The sequence below is a fragment of the Acidiphilium acidophilum genome, from assembly GCF_033842475.1.
GTDB lineage: Bacteria > Pseudomonadota > Alphaproteobacteria > Acetobacterales > Acetobacteraceae > Acidiphilium > Acidiphilium acidophilum.
In genome coordinates, this window is sequence record NZ_JAWXYB010000018.1 from 2602314 (window position 1) to 2620265 (window position 17952).

General features: G+C 65.3%; 16 protein-coding genes. 2 read left to right on the top strand and 14 right to left on the bottom strand.

The annotated features are described in order from the left end of the window. Positions 1-7: 7 nt before the first annotated feature. The 13 genes from SIL87_RS15020 to SIL87_RS15080 all read right to left on the bottom strand — a co-directional run bounded on the left by SIL87_RS15020 (position 8) and on the right by SIL87_RS15080 (position 15964). Positions 8-1171, bottom strand: a complete 1164-nt coding sequence (locus SIL87_RS15020; RefSeq protein ID WP_319614934.1) for an FtsW/RodA/SpoVE family cell cycle protein — start codon at positions 1169-1171, stop codon at positions 8-10. Beyond that, positions 1171-2559 (bottom strand): UDP-N-acetylmuramoyl-L-alanine--D-glutamate ligase, encoded by a 1389-nt coding sequence (gene murD / locus SIL87_RS15025; RefSeq protein ID WP_319614935.1) that lies wholly within the window; start codon positions 2557-2559, stop codon positions 1171-1173. The genes SIL87_RS15020 and murD overlap by 1 nt, the downstream gene beginning before the upstream one ends. Further along, a complete protein-coding gene (gene mraY / locus SIL87_RS15030; RefSeq protein ID WP_319614936.1) occupies positions 2556-3644 on the bottom strand; it encodes a phospho-N-acetylmuramoyl-pentapeptide-transferase in 1089 nt (362 codons plus the stop codon). The genes murD and mraY overlap by 4 nt, the downstream gene beginning before the upstream one ends. Then, positions 3644-4999 (bottom strand): UDP-N-acetylmuramoyl-tripeptide--D-alanyl-D-alanine ligase, encoded by a 1356-nt coding sequence (locus tag SIL87_RS15035; RefSeq protein ID WP_319614937.1) that lies wholly within the window; start codon positions 4997-4999, stop codon positions 3644-3646. Before SIL87_RS15035 ends, mraY begins: the two co-directional genes overlap by 1 nt. Continuing rightward, positions 4996-6432: a UDP-N-acetylmuramoyl-L-alanyl-D-glutamate--2,6-diaminopimelate ligase gene (locus SIL87_RS15040; protein ID WP_319614938.1), complete on the bottom strand. Its 1437-nt coding sequence runs from the start codon at positions 6430-6432 to the stop codon at positions 4996-4998. The genes SIL87_RS15035 and SIL87_RS15040 overlap by 4 nt, the downstream gene beginning before the upstream one ends. Before the next feature lie 4 nt (positions 6433-6436). Continuing rightward, a complete protein-coding gene (locus SIL87_RS15045) occupies positions 6437-8524 on the bottom strand; it encodes a peptidoglycan D,D-transpeptidase FtsI family protein (RefSeq protein ID WP_319614939.1) in 2088 nt (695 codons plus the stop codon). A 16-nt stretch (positions 8525-8540) separates the two neighbouring features. Then, entirely contained in the window at positions 8541-9419 is an 879-nt protein-coding gene (gene ftsL, locus SIL87_RS15050) for a cell division protein FtsL (RefSeq protein WP_319614940.1), read from the bottom strand. Continuing rightward, a complete protein-coding gene (gene rsmH / locus SIL87_RS15055) occupies positions 9416-10351 on the bottom strand; it encodes a 16S rRNA (cytosine(1402)-N(4))-methyltransferase RsmH (RefSeq protein WP_319614941.1) in 936 nt (311 codons plus the stop codon). The genes ftsL and rsmH overlap by 4 nt, the downstream gene beginning before the upstream one ends. Continuing rightward, positions 10348-10824, bottom strand: a complete 477-nt coding sequence (gene mraZ, locus SIL87_RS15060; protein WP_319614942.1) for a division/cell wall cluster transcriptional repressor MraZ — start codon at positions 10822-10824, stop codon at positions 10348-10350. Before mraZ ends, rsmH begins: the two co-directional genes overlap by 4 nt. A gap of 297 nt (positions 10825-11121) precedes the next feature. After that, positions 11122-12876: a S49 family peptidase gene (locus SIL87_RS15065; protein ID WP_319614943.1), complete on the bottom strand. Its 1755-nt coding sequence runs from the start codon at positions 12874-12876 to the stop codon at positions 11122-11124. Between the two features lie 63 nt (positions 12877-12939). Further along, positions 12940-13524, bottom strand: coding sequence for a lipocalin family protein (locus tag SIL87_RS15070; protein WP_319614944.1), 585 nt, complete (start codon positions 13522-13524; stop codon positions 12940-12942). Positions 13525-13601: 77 nt separating this feature from the next. Beyond that, on the bottom strand, positions 13602-14669 hold the full coding sequence (locus SIL87_RS15075; RefSeq protein WP_319614945.1) for a tartrate dehydrogenase: 1068 nt from the start codon (positions 14667-14669) through the stop codon (positions 13602-13604). Then, positions 14666-15964, bottom strand: a complete 1299-nt coding sequence (locus SIL87_RS15080) for an MFS transporter (RefSeq protein WP_319614946.1) — start codon at positions 15962-15964, stop codon at positions 14666-14668. The genes SIL87_RS15075 and SIL87_RS15080 overlap by 4 nt, the downstream gene beginning before the upstream one ends. 258 nt (positions 15965-16222) lie before the next feature. Between SIL87_RS15080 and SIL87_RS15085 the strand changes: the two genes are divergently transcribed. Both SIL87_RS15085 and SIL87_RS15090 read left to right on the top strand, forming a co-directional pair. Continuing rightward, positions 16223-16498, top strand: a complete 276-nt coding sequence (locus SIL87_RS15085) for a hypothetical protein (RefSeq protein WP_319614947.1) — start codon at positions 16223-16225, stop codon at positions 16496-16498. A gap of 17 nt (positions 16499-16515) precedes the next feature. Beyond that, on the top strand, positions 16516-16647 hold the full coding sequence (locus SIL87_RS15090; protein WP_319614948.1) for a hypothetical protein: 132 nt from the start codon (positions 16516-16518) through the stop codon (positions 16645-16647). A gap of 68 nt (positions 16648-16715) precedes the next feature. Here the strand turns inward: SIL87_RS15090 and SIL87_RS15095 are convergent, their stop codons facing one another. Further along, positions 16716-17942 carry an MFS transporter gene (locus tag SIL87_RS15095; RefSeq protein WP_319614949.1) on the bottom strand — a complete coding sequence of 409 codons (1227 nt, stop codon included), beginning with the start codon at positions 17940-17942 and terminating at the stop codon, positions 16716-16718. Positions 17943-17952 lie beyond the last annotated feature (10 nt).

Here is a 17952-nt window from a genome sequence, read left to right on the forward strand (position 1 = left end):
GCGCCCCTCATGCCACCCGGTCCTGCACGCTGCCGCGCGCGCGCCGTTCATCGGCACGTTCGGCATGGTTGCGCTTGCGGGTCAGCGCCAGCAGGAACCCCATGTGCAGCCCGACCGCGAGCACCGCCGAACCGCCATAGGAAATGAACGGCAGCGTCATCCCCTTGGTCGGGATCAGCGACAGCGAGGACGCCATGTTGATGAAGGCCTGCAAACCGAAACTCACCAACAGCCCCGATGCCGCGAGCGCCACGAACAGATCGGTCTCGCGCATGATCCGCGCGAGGCCGCGCAGCACGATCACCGCGAAAATCAGAATGATCGCCAGGCACACGATCAGGCCGAATTCCTCCCCGGCCACCGCGAACACGAAATCGGCCCGCGCATCCGGCAGGTAATGCTTCACCTGCCCCTCGCCCGGCCCGCGCCCCCACAACCCGCCATTGCCGAAGGCCGAGAGCGCGGTGATCGCCTGATACGCCTTGTCCTTGGTCGGGTGCAGGAACAGCATCACCCGCGTATGAACGTGGGAAATCAGCTCGAAGGCGGCGAACCCGGAGGCCCCGAAGCCCGCCACCGCCACGCCGACCCAGTAAAGGCTCAGCCCATCGAGAAACAGCTGAACGAAAAAAGTCGAGGCGACCAGCGCGGTCGAGCCAACATCCGGCTGGCGCATCAGGATCAGCAGCACGAGACCGTTGAGCCCGAGGGCCACGATCATCCCCGGAAATCCCGGCGTGCGGCGGCGTTCCGCCAGCAGCCACGCCGTCGCGATGATCAGCGCCGGCTTGAGGAACTCGGAGGGCTGGATCGTGAAGCCGGGTAGCGCAATCCACCGCCGTCCGCCATCGATCACCACGCCATGAACCAGGGTGAACGCGGTGAGGATCAGGAACACGATGCCGATGCCGAGTGCCGCGAGCTTGACCTGCTTGAGATCGAGCATCGAGGTGCCGAGCATCACGAACGCCCCGATCGCGAGATAGACGATCTGCTTGATCATCACGATGGTGCGCGGGTCCGACAAAGCGAGGTTGGTCGCGGGAGTGGCGGCGAGCGCCAGCACATAGCCGATGCCGACCAGCAAAATCAGCGCGGTCAACATCACCCGGTCGATGCTCCACCACCACCGTCCGACCACCGAGGTATCCGCGCGGGAGAGTATCGGCATCACGCGCACTCCGCCGGACAGGTCAGGGATTGCGCGAGTTCGGCGAAACGATCGCCGCGCGCGGCGTAATTCGCGAACTGATCGAAACTGGCCCCGGCTGGGGAGAGCAGCACCGTCGGCACCCCCTCACGGCGCGCATGGGCGAAGGCGGTCGGAACCGCCCGGTCGAGAGTCTCGACGATCTCGAAAGAAACCCCTCCCGCCGCAAGCGTATCCCCGAACGCGGCGGCATCGCGCCCGATCAGCAGCGCATGGTCGATCCGGTCGAACCAGGGCGCGAGCGACCCGATCCCGCCCTCCTTGCCGATCCCGCCGGCAATCCAGACCACGCGCGGGAAACTATCCAGCGCCCGCGCGGCGGCATCCGCATTGGTCGCCTTGCTGTCGTCGATGAAATCGATCCCCGCCACGGTCGCAACCCGCTTCTGCCGGTGCGGCAATCCCGGAAAACCCGCCATCGCACCGGGAATGATCGCCCGGTCGATGCCGAGCGCCAATGCCAGCGCAGCGGCGGCGGCGGCGTTCTGGGCATTATGCGTCCCGCGCAGCGCCGGCGCGGTTGACAGGTCCACGATCGGACCGAAATGGTCAATCACGATACGCTGATCGGCGAAAATATCGGCCTTGCGATGACCTGAAATCCGCACCAGCCGGCCCGGCCCGGTTGCGAGCCGCGCCGCCAGCGCGCATGACGCCTCGTCATCGACGCCGACGACCGCCGTATCGGTATCGATCTGACCTGCGAAAATCGCTGCCTTTGCAGCGATGTACCCGGCCATGCTGCCATGGCGGTCGAGGTGGTCTTTGGTAATGTTCAGCATTGCGCCTGCATCGAAGCGCATCGTCGCGATTCGCTCCAACATGTAACTCGACATTTCCAGCACATAGATCCCGTCATCCGGCAGCAGCGGCAGCGCGAGCGAGGCCGGCCCGAGATTACCCCCGGCGGCAACCGGCACCCCGGCGGCGGCGATGATGTGCGCGAGCAGCGCCGTCGTGGTCGACTTGCCGTTGGTCCCGGTGATGCCCGCAAACCGTGCACGGCTCCCCGCCGCGCGCACTGCGCGGAACAGCAGTTCGGCATCGCTCAAAATCGGCACGTCGCGGGCGAGCGCCGCCGCCGCTTCAGGATGGGGTTCCGGCAGATGATGCGGAATTCCCGGTGAGAGCACCAGCGCATCGAGGCGATCAACCTCGCTGGGTTTCGCAAGCGCAAGCCCGGCACCGATGGCGGCGTCCCGCTTCGCCGCATCATCGTCCCAGGCCACCACGAACGCCCCCATCGATCGCAGGGTTTGCGCCGCAGGCAGCCCGTTCTGCCCCAGCCCGAGCACGGCGAATCTCTGCCCCTCGAACACACACGGCCAGATTGTCGCGGCGGTACTCATCGGATTTTCAACGTCGCCAGCCCGGCGAGGCCCAGAATCATCGCAACGATCCAGAACCGGATCACGATGGTCGGCTCCGCGAGACCTTTTTTCTCGAAATGATGATGCAGCGGCGCCATCAGAAACACCCGCCGCCCGGTCCGCTTGTACCAGAATACCTGCACGATCACCGAAACCGTCTCGACCACGAACAACCCGCCGACGATCGCGAGCACGATCTCGTTCTTGGTGGCGACCGCGACTGAACCGAGCGCGCCGCCCAGCGCGAGCGACCCGGTATCGCCCATGAACACCGCCGCCGGCGGCGCGTTATACCACAGGAAACCCATGCCGGAGCCGATCAGCGCCGAACAGAACACGGCCAGTTCGCCGGTACCCGGCACGAAATTGATCTGGAGATAATGCGCGAAAATCCGGTTGCCGACCAGGTAGGCGATCAGCGCGAACACGCCGGCGGCAATGATGGTCGGCACGATCGCGAGCCCATCGAGCCCGTCGGTCAGATTGACCGCGTTCGAGGCCCCCATCATCACGAACATCGCGACCAGCGGAAACATCATCCCGAACGGGATCAGCAAATGCTTGAACACCGGCACCGCCAGATCGTCCGCGATCGAGGCGGGCATCAGATGCGTGATCCAGATCGCCGCGATCAACCCGATCACCGCCTGAAACACCAGCTTGACCCGCCCCGGCACGCCCTTGGTGTTACGCTTGGTCAGCTTGAGAAAATCATCCGCGAAGCCGATCGCGCCATACCCGATCGTGACCATCAGCACCGCCCAGACATAGCCGTTTTCCAGATCGGCCCACAGCAGCGTCGACACGCTCATCGCGATCAGGATCAGAAACCCGCCCATGGTCGGCGTGCCCTTCTTCTCGATCAGATGCCGTTCCGGTCCGTCGAGCCGGATCGGCTGGCCCTGCCGCTGGAGCGAGCGCAGCCAGCGGATCAGGCGCGGCCCGAGCACGAAACTCACGATCAGCGAGGTAATGCACGCAGCCCCCGCACGGAACGTGATGTAGCGGATCAGATTCAGCACATGGAATTGTGCGACATGCGGCAGGAGGAGTGCGTACAGCATCAGACGGTCGATTCGAGAGTTGCGATGATCGTCCGCATCCGCGAACCCAGACTGCCCTTGACCAGCACGACATCGCCATCCCGCAGCGCGTCGCGCACCAGCGGTGCCAGTTCCGCCGCACTCGGCGCCCAGACATGGGGGCAATGCACGGGCAGCTCATCGGCCATCAGCCGCATCTTCTCGCCACAGGCGAACACATGGTCGGCCACCCCGGCAACCGGACCCGCGAGGTCACGGTGCTCGTCATCGGCGAAATCGCCGAGTTCGAGCATATCGCCCAGCACCACGATGCGCCGCCCCGGCTGCAACGCCAGCACATCCAGCGCGGCACGGATCGACGCGCCGGATGCGTTGTAGCTTTCGTCGAGCAGTGTCACGCGACCCGTGCCGATCCGCACACTCCGGCGCACCCCGCGCCCGGCGAGCGGGGCAAAGCCATCGAGCGCCGCCGCCGCCGCTTCGGCATCGAGCCCGAGCGCCACCGCACCGGTAAGCGCCGCCACCGCGTTCATCGCCATATGCGCCCCCGGTGCCGCGAGCCGGCACCGGACAATCCGATCGAGAATCCGCGCCGTCACATCCACGCCGGACGCATCGCTCTCGGCTCCGATCAGCCGGGCCTCGGCCAGATCCTGCGTGCCGAATGAAATGAGCCGTGCCCCGTCCGGCGCGCGCCGCGCCAACCGGGCGAGGTGCGGCCCGCGCGGCAGAATTGCCGTCCCGCCCGGCACCAGCCCGCGCAACAATTCCGCCTTCTCATCGGCGATCGCCTCGATCGAGCCCATCAGCCCGATATGCGAGGCCGCGATGGTCGTGACGATCGCCACATGAGGCCGCGCGATCGCCGCCAGCGGCGCGATCTCGCCCGGATGGTTCATCCCGATCTCGACCACGGCAAACCGCGCATCCCCCGGCATCCGCGCAAGGGTCAGCGGCACGCCGATATGATTGTTGAACGATGCCTCGGCGGCATGGGTCGTGCCGGACGCACCGAGAATGCGGCGGAGCATCTCCTTGGTCGTCGATTTGCCGACGCTCCCGGTCACCGCCGCGACTTTTGCCTGGCTGCGGGCGCGGGCGAATTCACCGAGCCGGGACAGTGCCGCCTGCGTGTCCTCGACCAGCAGCACCGCGCCCACCCCCTCATCACGTGACACCAGCGCCCCCGCCGCGCCCCGCTCCCGCGCATCGGCGAGGAAATCATGCCCGTCGCGGACATCCGCGAGCGCCACGAACAGATCTCCGGCTGCAAGGGTCCGGCTGTCGATCGCCACCCCTTCGGCGGCAAACCGTTCACGCGGAAACACCCCTCCGGTGGCAATTTCAAGATCGGCGGCGGACCAGAGCGGGCTCATGCCGCCAGCGCCCGAATGATCGCGGCATCGTCGAACGGCAGGACCGCATCACCCACGATCTGGCCCTGCTCGTGCCCCTTGCCCGCCACGGCCAGCACGTCACCGGGGCGCAGCATGGCCAGCCCGGCCTCGATCGCGGCGCGGCGATCACCGATGTCCAGTGCATCCGGGCAGGCCGTCCTGATCTCGGCGCGGATCGCGGCGGGAACCTCGCTGCGGGGATTATCATCAGTGACGATCGCGACATCGGCGCGACGTGCCGCAACCGCCCCCATCAGCGGGCGTTTGCCCCGATCGCGATCGCCGCCCGCACCGAATACCAGGATCAGCCGCCCTGTCGCATGTGGCCGCAGCGCCGCGAGCAGCCGGTCGAGCGCATCGGGCGTATGGGCATAATCGACATAAGCCGCAGCCCCGTTGGCAAGGCTCGCGGCCAGTTCAAGCCGCCCGCGCACCGGCGCGAGTCCGGCGAGCCGGTCGAGCGCGTCCTCGAACCCGAGGGCGCGCGCAAGCCCTGCCGCGAGCAGGGCATTATCGGCCTGAAACCGCCCCGGCAGCGGCAGTTCGATCTCATGGCGACGTCCTGCGGCCTGCACCACCAGAACCTGACCGGCAGGCAATGGGGTGATCCCCCGCAGGTCGAGTGCCGAGCCGCCCTCGCCCACCGTGGCCAGATCCGGGCGGATCGCGCGCAGCGCCACGAGGGTCTCGGGATCGAGGTCCGCCATCGCGAGCGAGGGCGCCCCGCGCGGCAGAATCTCGGCGAACAAACGCAGCTTGGCGGCCCGATAATTCGCGAGATCGCCATGATAATCGAGATGATCACGGGTCAGGTTGGTAAACGCCCCGGCAGCGGGATGCAGCCCGTGGAGACGATACTGATCCAACCCATGCGAGGAGGCTTCGAGCGCGACATCATCGATCCCGGCGGCTTTCAAGCGTGCCAGGGTCGCGGCCAGCGTGACCGGATCGGGCGTCGTCAGGCTGCCGCCCACGGGAAACCCGGGCGCGATCAGTCCCAGCGTGCCGAGCGAGGCGGCTGGCTTTCCGGCCGCCGTGATGATCTGGCGCAGGAAATCGACCGTCGAGGTCTTGCCGTTGGTGCCGGTGATCGCAACGATCCGGCGCGGCAACGCCCCGGCGAGGCTGACCGCAATCTCCGCCAGCCGGCGGCGCGGATTGGGATCGGCCAGCAGCGGGCGCGGCGGAGTGCCGGCAGGCCACGGCGTTCCGGTGGGCGCGAGCACGGCGGCAGCCCCCCGGGCGACGGCATCCGCGATGAACATCCGCCCATCGACCCGCGTCCCCGGCAATGCCGCGAAAATCATGCCGGGCCCCACCGCACGACTATCGGCGGTGATCCCGGCGAAATCGCCGTCCCGCTCAAGGGTCCAGCCCGGCAGCGATGGCGTGACATGCGAGAGCCGTCTCATCACCTCATCCCCCCGCATGGGTGAACGAGGGGCTGGCGTTCATCGTCTGATGCGAGATCGCCCCCCCGATGATCGGGGCGGACGGCACGCTGATGGTCTCGGCGGTGGCCCCGAGCGGCTGCCACATCTCGGTGCGCGTCAAAGCTTCGTCATGCGCGGCCTCATCGATCGTCGCGGGCGGCTTCTGCCCGGCCAGCATATAGGCGTATTTGCTCGCCCCGGGCGGGAACATATGGCCCGGCCCCAGCCCGGAACGGCCCGGCGGCGGCAACGGATCGACCGGGATCGATAATGCCGCCTGCGCGGCGGCGAGTTTTTCGCCCGAGAGCGGCATGATGCCAAGCATCGGACCGATCCGGGCGATGATATTGGCGACCGCAGGTGCCGCAACATAACCGCCGGTGGTGAAACCATGGCAGAAGGGCAGCATCTTTTTGGTCGCATGCGGCTGCAGCACAACGACATACACCACGTAACGCGGGTCGGTCATCGGAAACGCCGCCATGAACGAGGCATCGTTCAGGTGCTTCATATACCGCCCGTTCGGCCCGACCACCTGCGCCGTCCCGGTCTTGCCGCCGACCAGATAGCCCGGCACCCGCGCGTAAACCCCGGTTCCATCGGGTGCCACCACCACGTTGCGCATCATTTTGCGCATGATCAGCGAGGTCCGCCGGGTCATCACCCGCACCCCCGCCGGCGGCGGCCCCGAAGCATCGAGCGACGGCGGATAATAGACCCCGCCATTGACCACCGGCACCACCGCCGAAATCATCTGGAGCGGCGACATCGCGATACCGTTGCCGAAGCTCACCGTCATCGTGGTCAGCAGCTTCCAGCTCGATTTCGGATGATACATCGCCGGCTGCGCCTCGGGCAGCTGGATCGGCGGCTTGCCGAAGAACCCCAGCTTGCGCAGCCAGGCACGCTGGATATCCGGCCCCAGTATGGTCGCGATCCGCGAAGCCCCGATATTCGACGAGACTTCGAGAATATGCGGCACCGTCATCCAGATATGCGCAGGCTCGAAATCGGTCACGGTGAACCGCCCGACATGCAGCGGGTGCGTGGTATCGAACTTGTCCCAGTAATGGATCATGCCCGAATTCAGCGCCATCGACAGCGTCATCAGCTTGAACACCGAGCCGGGTTCATAATCGCCCGAAACGCAGCGATTGAACCGGTCGTTGGCCGGCGCGGTGCCAAGGTCGCCCGCGCGGTAATCGGGCAGGCTCGCCATTGCGAGCACCCGCCCGGTCCGCGCCGAAATCACGATGCCGCAGGCGCCGACCCCGGCATAATCGGTCATCGCCTGCTCGGTCTCCTGGCGGACGATGCCCTCGGCCCCGATATCGATCGACAGGCGCAGCGGGGTGGACGGATCGGCGGTCAACGATTTGTTGAAATACTGCTCGACCCCGGCGATCCCGCGCTGATCCGGCGTGACGCCGCCGAGAATATGCGCGGCCAGATCGCCTTCCGGGTAATGCCGGTGCTCGATATCCTCGAAATACACCCCGGGAATCCCGAGCTGATTGACCGCGAGTTCCTGCGCGGCGGTAAGGCCGCGATCGAGATAGACGAAATCCCGCTTGCGATCGGCCAGCCGCGATTCCAGCCAGCCGGGATCGAGCGCCGGGATCACCGCGGTAATCCGCCGCGCGACTTCACCGGGATCGCCGATCTGCTTGGGATTGGCATACAGCGCCGCACCGGGCAGCGAGACCGCGAGGATGGTGCCGTTGCGGTCGGTGATCTCGGCACGGGCCGGCGGCGGCAGCAGAATATTGGTGCGCGGCAGTTGCGCCGCGATCGCCGCGGCATCCGGATGGACCGGGTTGATCACCGAAACATCGATCAACCGCCCGGCCAGCACCCCGAAAATCAGCACGAAGCCGCCAAGCCCGAAGATCATGCGTTTCTGCAGCACCCCGAGTGCGGCGCGGCGGGCGAGGTCGGGCGAGGTTACCCGGACATGTTCGATGCGCGACGTGGCACCCCGGTCCGGCGCCCCGCGATTGCGCGCGGCGCTCCAGCCGCCACCGTGAGGCCGGTTGGGCGGGATCTGATCGGGGGGCGGCGCCTGGGTCACTGAACCGGGTCCATCCTCAGGGTGCGACCGGCCGGGGCGGCGGCAGGTTGGCGGCGAAACCGCCGAACACCGAAACCGACCCCGACTGCCGCGCCGCCATCGGCTGCGACCGGGCCATCGGTGCCGCATCGGGGCCCGCCATCGGGCGCGGGATCGACTGGGCATTGATCGTCATCACCTGCGCCCCCATCGGATGCACGGTCCGCCCCGGCGCAAGCACCGATTGGCCGAGCGGCACCGGGCGCATCCGGGTCGTGGTCTGACGCGCGATGATCGGATGCGTCACGACATGGCGGCTGACCGGCAGCACAACATGACGGACCACCGCGACCCGCCGATGCGGCACCGCCGCCGGATGGCTCGCCGCGAGATGCACCGGCGGCGCAACGGCAGGCGCGGCCGCGACCGGCGTTGGGGCGGCGGTTGCGGTGGCCGTGGTGGCGGGCACCGGCACGGCATCCGGCGGCAGAACCACCAGCGTCGAAGGGGCCGCATTCGAGGCGATCGGACCGGTCGCGGCGATGGAGGGCGCGCTCGGCAGCGTCCCCGCCGCAGGCAGCTGGTCCGGCAGCGGTGGCGGCAGCGGCAGATGCGGCACATCCGCGCCGACCGGGGGAAGCCGGTCCGCGAGTTCCGACCAGGTCACCAGCTGGTCCGGCGCCATCGGCTTGAGACCGGGCAGGAACAACGCGGCGAGCCGTGCAAGCCGGTTGGGATCGGTCTCCAGCGCCCATTCGGCGCGCAGCACCCGGATCCGCTGCTCGGAGGCGCGGATCTGGCTGGTCACCCCGCCGATCTGGCGATCCAGTTGCTCGGCCTGATGCTTGACCACGAACATCCACGCCCCGGACGACAGCGCGAGAATGGTGGTGACGAAGGTGACCGGGCGGATCATGCGGCACGTCTTTCGATCGCCCGCAGCCGGGCGGAGCGGGCACGGGGGTTGGCGACGATTTCGGCATCACCGGGGGTGATCACGCCTTTGGTCAGGGCGGCGAACCGCGCGGCGGCGGCGGGGATGATGCCCGACGGATCATGGCGCGAGGGCCCGGCGGTGCGACCGGTGGCGGTCTGCATGAACCGCTTGACCATGCGGTCTTCCAGCGAATGAAACGAGACCGCGACCAGCCGCCCGCCCGGCGCGAGCAGCGCCGCCGCCTGTTCGAGGCCGCGCTCGATCTCGGCGAGTTCCTGGTTCACCTCGATCCGCAGGGCCTGAAAGCTCCGGGTCGCGGGATGGATGCCGGATTTATCGGGGCGGACGACGCTGCGGATCACCCCCGCCAGATCGGCGGTGGTCTCGAATTTCTGAATGGTGCGGCGCGCAACGATGGCGGCGGCAATCCGGCGCGAGGCGCGCTCCTCACCGAACTGGTAGAGAATGTCGGCCAGTTCGGCCTCGCCCCGTGTATTGACGATATGGGCGGCGGTTTCGCCCGCCCCGCTCATCCGCATATCGAGCGGCCCGTCACCCCGGAACGAAAATCCCCGGGCAGGATCGTCGATCTGGTAGGACGAAACCCCGAAATCGAACACCGCACCATCGAGCGCGGCAACCCCCTCGACTTTGAGCAGATCGAGCAGATCGCCGAACCGGCCTTCGAGCAGATGCAGCCGCGTGCCGTACCGCGCAGCGAGGCTGGCCCCGCGCGCAATCGCCGCCGGGTCGCGGTCGATCGCCCAGACGGTGCAGGACGCCGCATCCAGCAGCGCCTCGGTATAGCCGCCGCCGCCGAACGTGCCGTCGAGATAAACGCCGCCATCGCGCGGCGCGAGCATCGCGATCGCCTCGTCACGCAGAACCGGAATATGCCCCTGCGCGTTCATGCCGCGGCACCGGCAATGCCCGCCGCAACCGCCGGCAGGGTCAGGCCACGGGCGCGGGCGCTCTCGCGCGCCTCCTGGCTGCGACGCTCGGCGGCAGCGGGTTCCCAGATCTGGAACATCTTGCCGAGCCCCATGAACACCACACTGTCGGTCAGCCCGGCATGGGCGACCAGTTTTTCCGGCAGCAGCACCCGGCCCTCCTTGTCGGCCTCCAGCGCATGGGCGTCGGCATAAAGGGCGGTCGCCATGTCGTCATGGCTGTCGCTGAACAAGGCGAGACCTTCGAGATTGGCGCTCATCGCCTCGAACGCCGGAGCCGGCCAGACCTCGATGCACGGGCGCTTATGGGACGGCAGCAACACGATGCCGACGGCCTCGCCGTTACGGCGCAGCGCAGCCCGGAATGCGGCGGGGACCGAAACCCGGCCCTTCGCATCCAACCGGTTCTGGTGTGTGCCGAGAAACTGGCTCATCCGGCTCTGTCACAGCCCCTTCGTCTCGCCTGTTATCGCCTCGCTGCAAACGATCCGGTGCACGGCCGTGGCCATCGCCCGAATCGCTGTGGGTCGGCATGGGATAACATGGGCGGATATGGGCGTCAAAGGGTTTTATCCCGCCGAATTGGCATTTCCATCGGATTTTTCGAGAACAAATCCGAATCGTTAACGAAGGATGTACGCCGGCTGGGCACCTTTGATGATGTTGCTTTTTTGTTCCAGTTTGATGTCTGAATCGTAACCTTTCAGCGCCAATACGCGATTAACCAGTTGTTAGTGAATTTCGACCGGCAGCATCGAGAGCCGATGCAAATGGGCCACCGCCATCAATGCCTGCAATTGCGGCGGCAGATCGGCCATGCCGAGCGGACTGGCCTTCTGCAACGCCTCGCGCAGCAGGGCGTGAAGCCCCGGTCGCGCATTGCCGTCGGTGATGTCGAGCGGCGCATGAACCGGCAGTTTCAACGCGGCGCGCACCGCCTCGAACGCGGTATGATAACCGCCGAGCTGATCGACCAGACCGCGCTGCTTCGCCTGGGTGCCGGTCCATTCCCGTCCCTGCCCGATCGCATCGACCTGCGCCGGGGTCATATGCCGTCCGGCGGCAACCCAGTTGATGAATTGCTGGTAATCGAGGTTGAGCGAGGTCTGCAGGTTGGCGAGCTGCGCCGGGGTCCATTTATTGACCGGACTGTCGAACAGCGCATTGGCCCCACGCGAGGCCCCGGTAACGGTCAGCCCGATCTTGTCGAGCAGGCCGCCGAAGCTGAGCTTGCCGCCGAGCACGCCGATCGACCCGGTGATCGTCGCAGGGTCCGCCACCAGCACCGCGCCGTGGCTCGACACCCAATAGCCGCCGGAGGCATCGAGCGCCCCCATGCTGACGATCAGCGGCTTGTGCACCGCCGCCGCGCGCGCAACCTCGGCACCGATCAGCGCGGAACCCGTCACGGTGCCGCCCGGTGTGTCGAGCCGCAGGACGATCGCCTTGACCTTGGCATCGTCGATCGCATCACTGAGTTCATCGGCCAGATGGCGCGGATCGATACTGTCGGCATTGCCGCTGGCCGATGGCGCTTCGATATCGCCATGGGCGATGATCAGCGCAATCCGGGTGGCGTCGGCGGCCGCCCTGGGCGCATCCTGATCGAAACGGGTGACGCCCGCAGTGTTGCCCTTGAAATGGTCGATCCGGAAATCGACCGGCAGGACCGCATCGATCAGATGATCCTGCTTCGCCTGCTCGGCACTGAACGGGGCCTGATCGATCAGCGCCTTGATCTGGTCGGGGGTTTCACGCAGCCGTGCCGCGATCGGCACGAGGGCGGATTTGTAGAGCGAGCCGACCATGCTGTTCAGCATGTGCAGGTTCGCCTTCGATGGCTGCGAGCGGGTGAACATCTGCGGGTAGGTTTTATACTTGCCGATATGCTCGAACTGCGCGGCGATGCCCAGCTTGTCCAACGTGCCGGCACCGAACGGAGTGAGCAGGGCAAGACCGGTCACCCCGAAATCCCCGGCGGCGGACAGCTCGATCCGGCTCGCGGCGGTCGCCACGATATAGGCCCCGAGGCCGGCGGCCCCGTCGAGCGACATGGCGCGCGCGATCACCGGCTTGCCGGTTTCGGCGCGGTAGCGCGCGATCGCGTTGTGCAATTCCTCGGCAGTGGTCAACGAGCAGCAGGCGCTGCCGAGTTCGATGTCGATCCCGGTGACATGATCGTCATGCCCGGCGCGATCGATCGCCTGAATGGTCTGCAGCAAGGTCGGCCTCGCCGCACCGCCGAACCGCAACCAGGGCGGCGGCACGGGTGTGTCGGGCACCGGTTGGGTCAGGTTGAGTTCGAGGGCGAATTTCCCGGGCAGGGGCTTGATCTGCTGCGTCTGCAGATGACGAAAGGCGGCATACGAGCCGATCAGCAGCAACAGCAGGATAATGCCGAGGCCGAAGACGATGAATTTGACGATGCCCCACAGGAACGAACCGATACGGGATGCGACGGAGCGGTTCGGCGGGGTTTCGTTCATGCGGGGCCTCACTGATGATCGATCACTATGCAAGGGCCCGATCCGCCCCGCAAGAGTGCCGGACTACACGGTTTCGAAGCCGGGCTTGCCGATCTGCTCGGGATACTGGGCGACCATGCGGAACTGCCGGGCATCGTAGCCCTGATGATAGAAGCGTTCGAGCATGGCATGATAGAGCGCCGGGCTGATCGATTTCCCACGCGCGAACACCCAGCCGAGCGATCGGTTGGGATAGCCCGCAATGAAAACCGAATAATCCGGCTCGATATGCATGATGACGTAAGGCACCCCGATCGCCCCGTTCAGCACCGTGACCCGCCAGATCGCATTGCCGGTATCCGGCTCGACCTCATCGATCGAGGTGAACTGGAACAATTTGGCATCGAAGGTCTTGGGGTAGGCGTTATACTGGTCGTTGATCGTCATGGGATCGCCGTGATGCGGCGAATACACCGCATAGGAACCGACATAACCGGCCTCGGCGAAATAAGGGATATGACCGATGATATACCATTTTCCCATGAACCGGGACAGATCGACCTGCGCGTGACGCAGCGGTGGAAACGGGTAGGAACTGGTCTGCAACGTGCATCCGGCAAGGATGGCCGGGGTGGCGGCAAGCAGCGAACGGCGCCCGAGTTTCAGCATCGACATCTCCTCATATCCGGATGATACGGCATTGGCCGTCAACCGGATGTGGGGAGCAGCGCGCAGACCGCCAGCGTTCAGCCCTGCTCGATCGCGCCGATCACCGCCTCGGTCACCTGTTTCGTCGTCGCCTCCCCGCCGAGATCACGGGTGCGGATGCCCGAAGCCGTGACAAGCTCGACCGCCGCCATCAGCCGCGCCGCAGCTTCGGTTTCGCCGAGATGGTCGAGCATCTGCGCCGCGGTCCAGAACGCACCGACCGGATTGGCGATGCCCTTGCCCATGATATCGAACGCCGAACCGTGGATCGGCTCGAACATCGAGGGAAACCGCCGCTCGGGGTTCAGATTCGCGGTCGGTGCGATACCGATCGACCCCGCAAGCGCGGCAGCGAGATCCGACAGGATATCCGCATGCAGATTGGTGGCGACCACGGTATCGAGGCTGGCAGGATCATGGACCATGCGAACGGTCATGGCGTCGACCAGCATCTTGTCCCAGGCGACATCGGGAAACTGCGTGGCGGTTTCGGCGGCGATCTCGTCCCACAGCACCATGCCGTGTCGCTGGGCGTTGGATTTAGTCACCACGGTCAGCCGCTTGCGCGGGCGGGACTGCGCGAGGGCGAAGGCGAACCGCATGATGCGGGCCACACCGGCGCGGGTAAAGATCGCAACCTCGGTCGCGATCTCCTCGGGATGGCCGCGATGCGAGCGTCCACCCTGCCCGGCATACTCCCCTTCGCTGTTTTCGCGGACGATCACCCAGTCGAGGTCATCCGGCGAACAATCGCGCAGCGGCGAACGCAACCCCGCGAGAATACGAGTGGGCCGCACATTGGCGTACTGGTCGAACCCCTGGCAGATCGCGAGACGCAACCCCCAGAGCGTGACATCATCAGGAATATCCGGCGCCCCAACCGCCCCGAAATAAAGCGCATCGAACCCCCGCAGCCGGTCCAGCCCATCCGCCGGCATCATCACACCATGCCGGCGGTAATGATCCGACCCATAGTCGAAATCGGTGACCGCAAGACTGAAGCGGTTGCTGTGGCGCGCGAGGCTCTGCAACACCGCGACACCGGCCCCGATCACCTCGGGGCCGATGCCGTCGCCGGGAATCGCGGCGATGACGTAGGTTTTCACTCTGCAGGCCGGCCAAGCGGCATCCGCATCGCCGGGATCACATCGCGCACCACCACGGTGAGCATCAGCACTCCGGCGGCGAACAGGGACACCGCGAACAGGATCGCGGTGGCATAGAAATTGCCGGTCACATCCTGCAGGTAGCCACCGAGGAAGGGTCCGAGATAACCGCCAAGATTACCAAGCGCATTGATCAACCCCATCGCGCCGCCGACCAGAGCGACCGGCAGGGTACGCGAGGCCGCGGCCCAGAACGGACCATCGTAAGCCATCGCCCCGCCGACCGCGAGGCAGAGGAACACGATCGAAAGGATGATCATGGTCTCGCCGATCATCACCGACAGGATCAGACTGATCGCCGAAATGGTGAGCGACAGGCAGACATGCCAAGAGTAGCGGCGGTTGCGGTCCGCGAGCCAGCCATTGGTCCAGAGCATGATCGCGGCCGCGATATAAGGCAGGGCTGCAATCAACCCGACCGCGCCGAACCCGTCATGCGTGAGGTTTTTCAGCAGCGTCGGCATCCACATGTTCAGACCATAGAAGCCGACCTGAACCAGGAAATACACCGCAACGAGGCGCCACACGGTCGCGGATTTGAAAATGGTGGAAAACGGGCCGGGTGCCGGTTCGTTGATGCGATCCTGCGCGATCGAGCGGTTGATATAGTCGCGCTCGGGCTGCAGGCACCACGAAGCGTCTTCCGGCCGGTCCTTGATAAAGAGCAGCCAGAGCGGCAGCGCGATGATGAAGGGCAGCGCCCCTTCGACGAAAAACAGCGTCCGCCAGTCCGATCCCGCGACGATGAACCCCGAAAGCGGCTGGGTGATGATCGAGGAAATCGCAAGATTGGCGATCCAGAACCCGTAGGCCCGCGCGCGTTCCTGCACCGGAAACCAGTGGCTGAGCAGAACCAGCGTGGCCGGCCAGATCCCGCCTTCGGCAACGCCGAGGAAAAACCGGGCAATGACCAGCTGGGTGAAGTTCTCGGCAAACCCGCAGGCCAGCGCCATCAGCCCCCAGAACACGATCATGACCGCGACGAATTTCTTGGCCGACCAATGCTCGGCGAGCCACCCGCCGGGGATCTGCAGCAGCACATACCCGACGAAGAAAATCCCGCCGGCCGTACCCTCATCGGCCTTGGTGATATGGAAATCATGGCCGATGCCGGCGAAAGCATAGGCAATGTTGGTGCGATCCATGAACGAGATGATGTACACGATCATCGCGATCGGAATGAGGCGGAACCATCGGGACTTGCCGATCGGGGCCGCGGATGCGGTTGTGCTCATTATGGTCTCCTCCTGCGTCGGTGTTTTGACGATCGTTTCTTGGTAGCGCTATCAAACAGGAGACCGTTGTGCTCCCCCGTGGCTTATCGATAAGCCACCGGAGCAAAAACTTCAATCCGCCCGTCGCCAGAGCAAGCGACCGGTGAGGAAGAACACTCTAAATCTTCGAAAAAACCCGCAAAATCCCGTCAGTTATCCCGCCCGCAGGCGCATCCCCGTTCAGCCATACGGGTCCCAGGCCTCGCCGGCGCTGCTCCGATGGATGTGGATGATTTCGGCACAGGTGGACGCGACCTTCTGCAACAGCATGTCCGCGTCGGCACGGGCACCCCGGGCCATCGCACGGGCAAGGTGCAGTCTGAGTTCATAGAGATTATCAATCGCGAGACACATTTGTTCCATTTCGTTTCGCTCCCAGTCATTGTTTTCTACCAACAAGCGGATACAAAACGCAAGATCAATTCAAAAAAAGATACGATTCTGGTTGATGCGCCATCACAAGAGATGTATCCCGTCTCACTGTATCAAAAATAATATTCCGGGAGCCAAGTTTGAGCCACACATTCTATCCCCGCCGGCGCCTGTTCGGCCGCAAGACGCCGCTGCTCGGGTTTCTCACCTCCCGCCGGTTTCTCGCGGTCGTGCTGCTGATCGCCCTGATCTGGGAATTCCGCCTCGGCTGAAGCAGCGCCACCCCACCCGGCACCAGCCGGCAAAAAGGAACCGGCCTTCCCTGCCTCGGGTCAGCGCCCTAATCGTGCGCCATCGACACATCCTTGGCCTCCGGACCGAAGATCATCAGCACCACGATCACCACGGCAACGATGCCGATCACCCAGGCCATCGCAAGCCCGTAATCATGATGATGGGCGGCCGCGAAACTGGCTTGCAGGGTCGCGTTATAGGAGGCTAGGAAATTGCCGAGCTGGTAGACGAACCCGGGAAAAGTGGCCCGAATTTCCTTGGGCGAAAGCTCGTTGAGGTGAACCGGAATCACGCCCCACGCCCCCTGCACACAAATCTGCATCAGGAACGCACCGAGTCCGAGCATCACCGGTGTCATCGAAAACGCCCAGAGCGGGATCAGCGGCAAAGCGAGCCCGGCCGCAATGCCGATCGCCAGACGCCGCCCGATTTTCTGGGACAGGAACCCGAACCCGATGCCCCCGATCATCGCGCCGAGATTATAGATCAGCGCGATGGTGGTGATGGTGGCGTGGCTGAAATGATGCTGGACGCCCAGAAACACGCTCGGGTAGAGATCCTGCGAACCGTGCGAGAAGAAATTGAACGCCATCATCAGGATCACCGCATAGATGGTGAGCGGCAGATGCCGGCGCAGCACCTGCGAGACCGGCACGCGCGGCTTTTTCGCCATTTCGCGCCACACCGGGCTTTCGGGTACCGAGGAGCCAATATAAAGCACCAGCACCGCCGGAAACGCCCCGATGATGAACATCCCGCGCCAGCCGACATAAGGAAACGCAATGCCGAACAGGACGGTGGCCAGAAAATACCCGGCCGGGTACCCCGCCTGCAGCAGGCCGGAGACCCAGCCGCGCCAGCGGGCGGGAATCGTCTCCATGGTGAGCGAGGAGCCGATCCCCCATTCCCCACCCATCGCGATGCCATAAAGCGCGCGCAAAATCATGAAGGCGGTCAGGCTCGGGGCAAAGCCCGTCGCCAGTTCGAAAAACGAAAACGCCACGATATTCACCATCAGCATCGGGCGGCGGCCATACCGGTCCGCCAATCGCCCGAACAGCAGTGCCCCGATCGGGCGCATCGCCAGCGTCAGGGTCACGGCGATGGTCACGGCGGTAATCCCGACGTGAAAGGTTTTCGCCACCGCGGCGAAGGTGAAGATCAGAATGAAAAAATCGAACGCATCGAGCGTCCAGCCGAGAAAGGCAGCGATCACGACCTTGCGCGAGGTTGCGATATCGGGTTCGGGCATGACGCCCTGATATGCTGACATGATGCCCCCT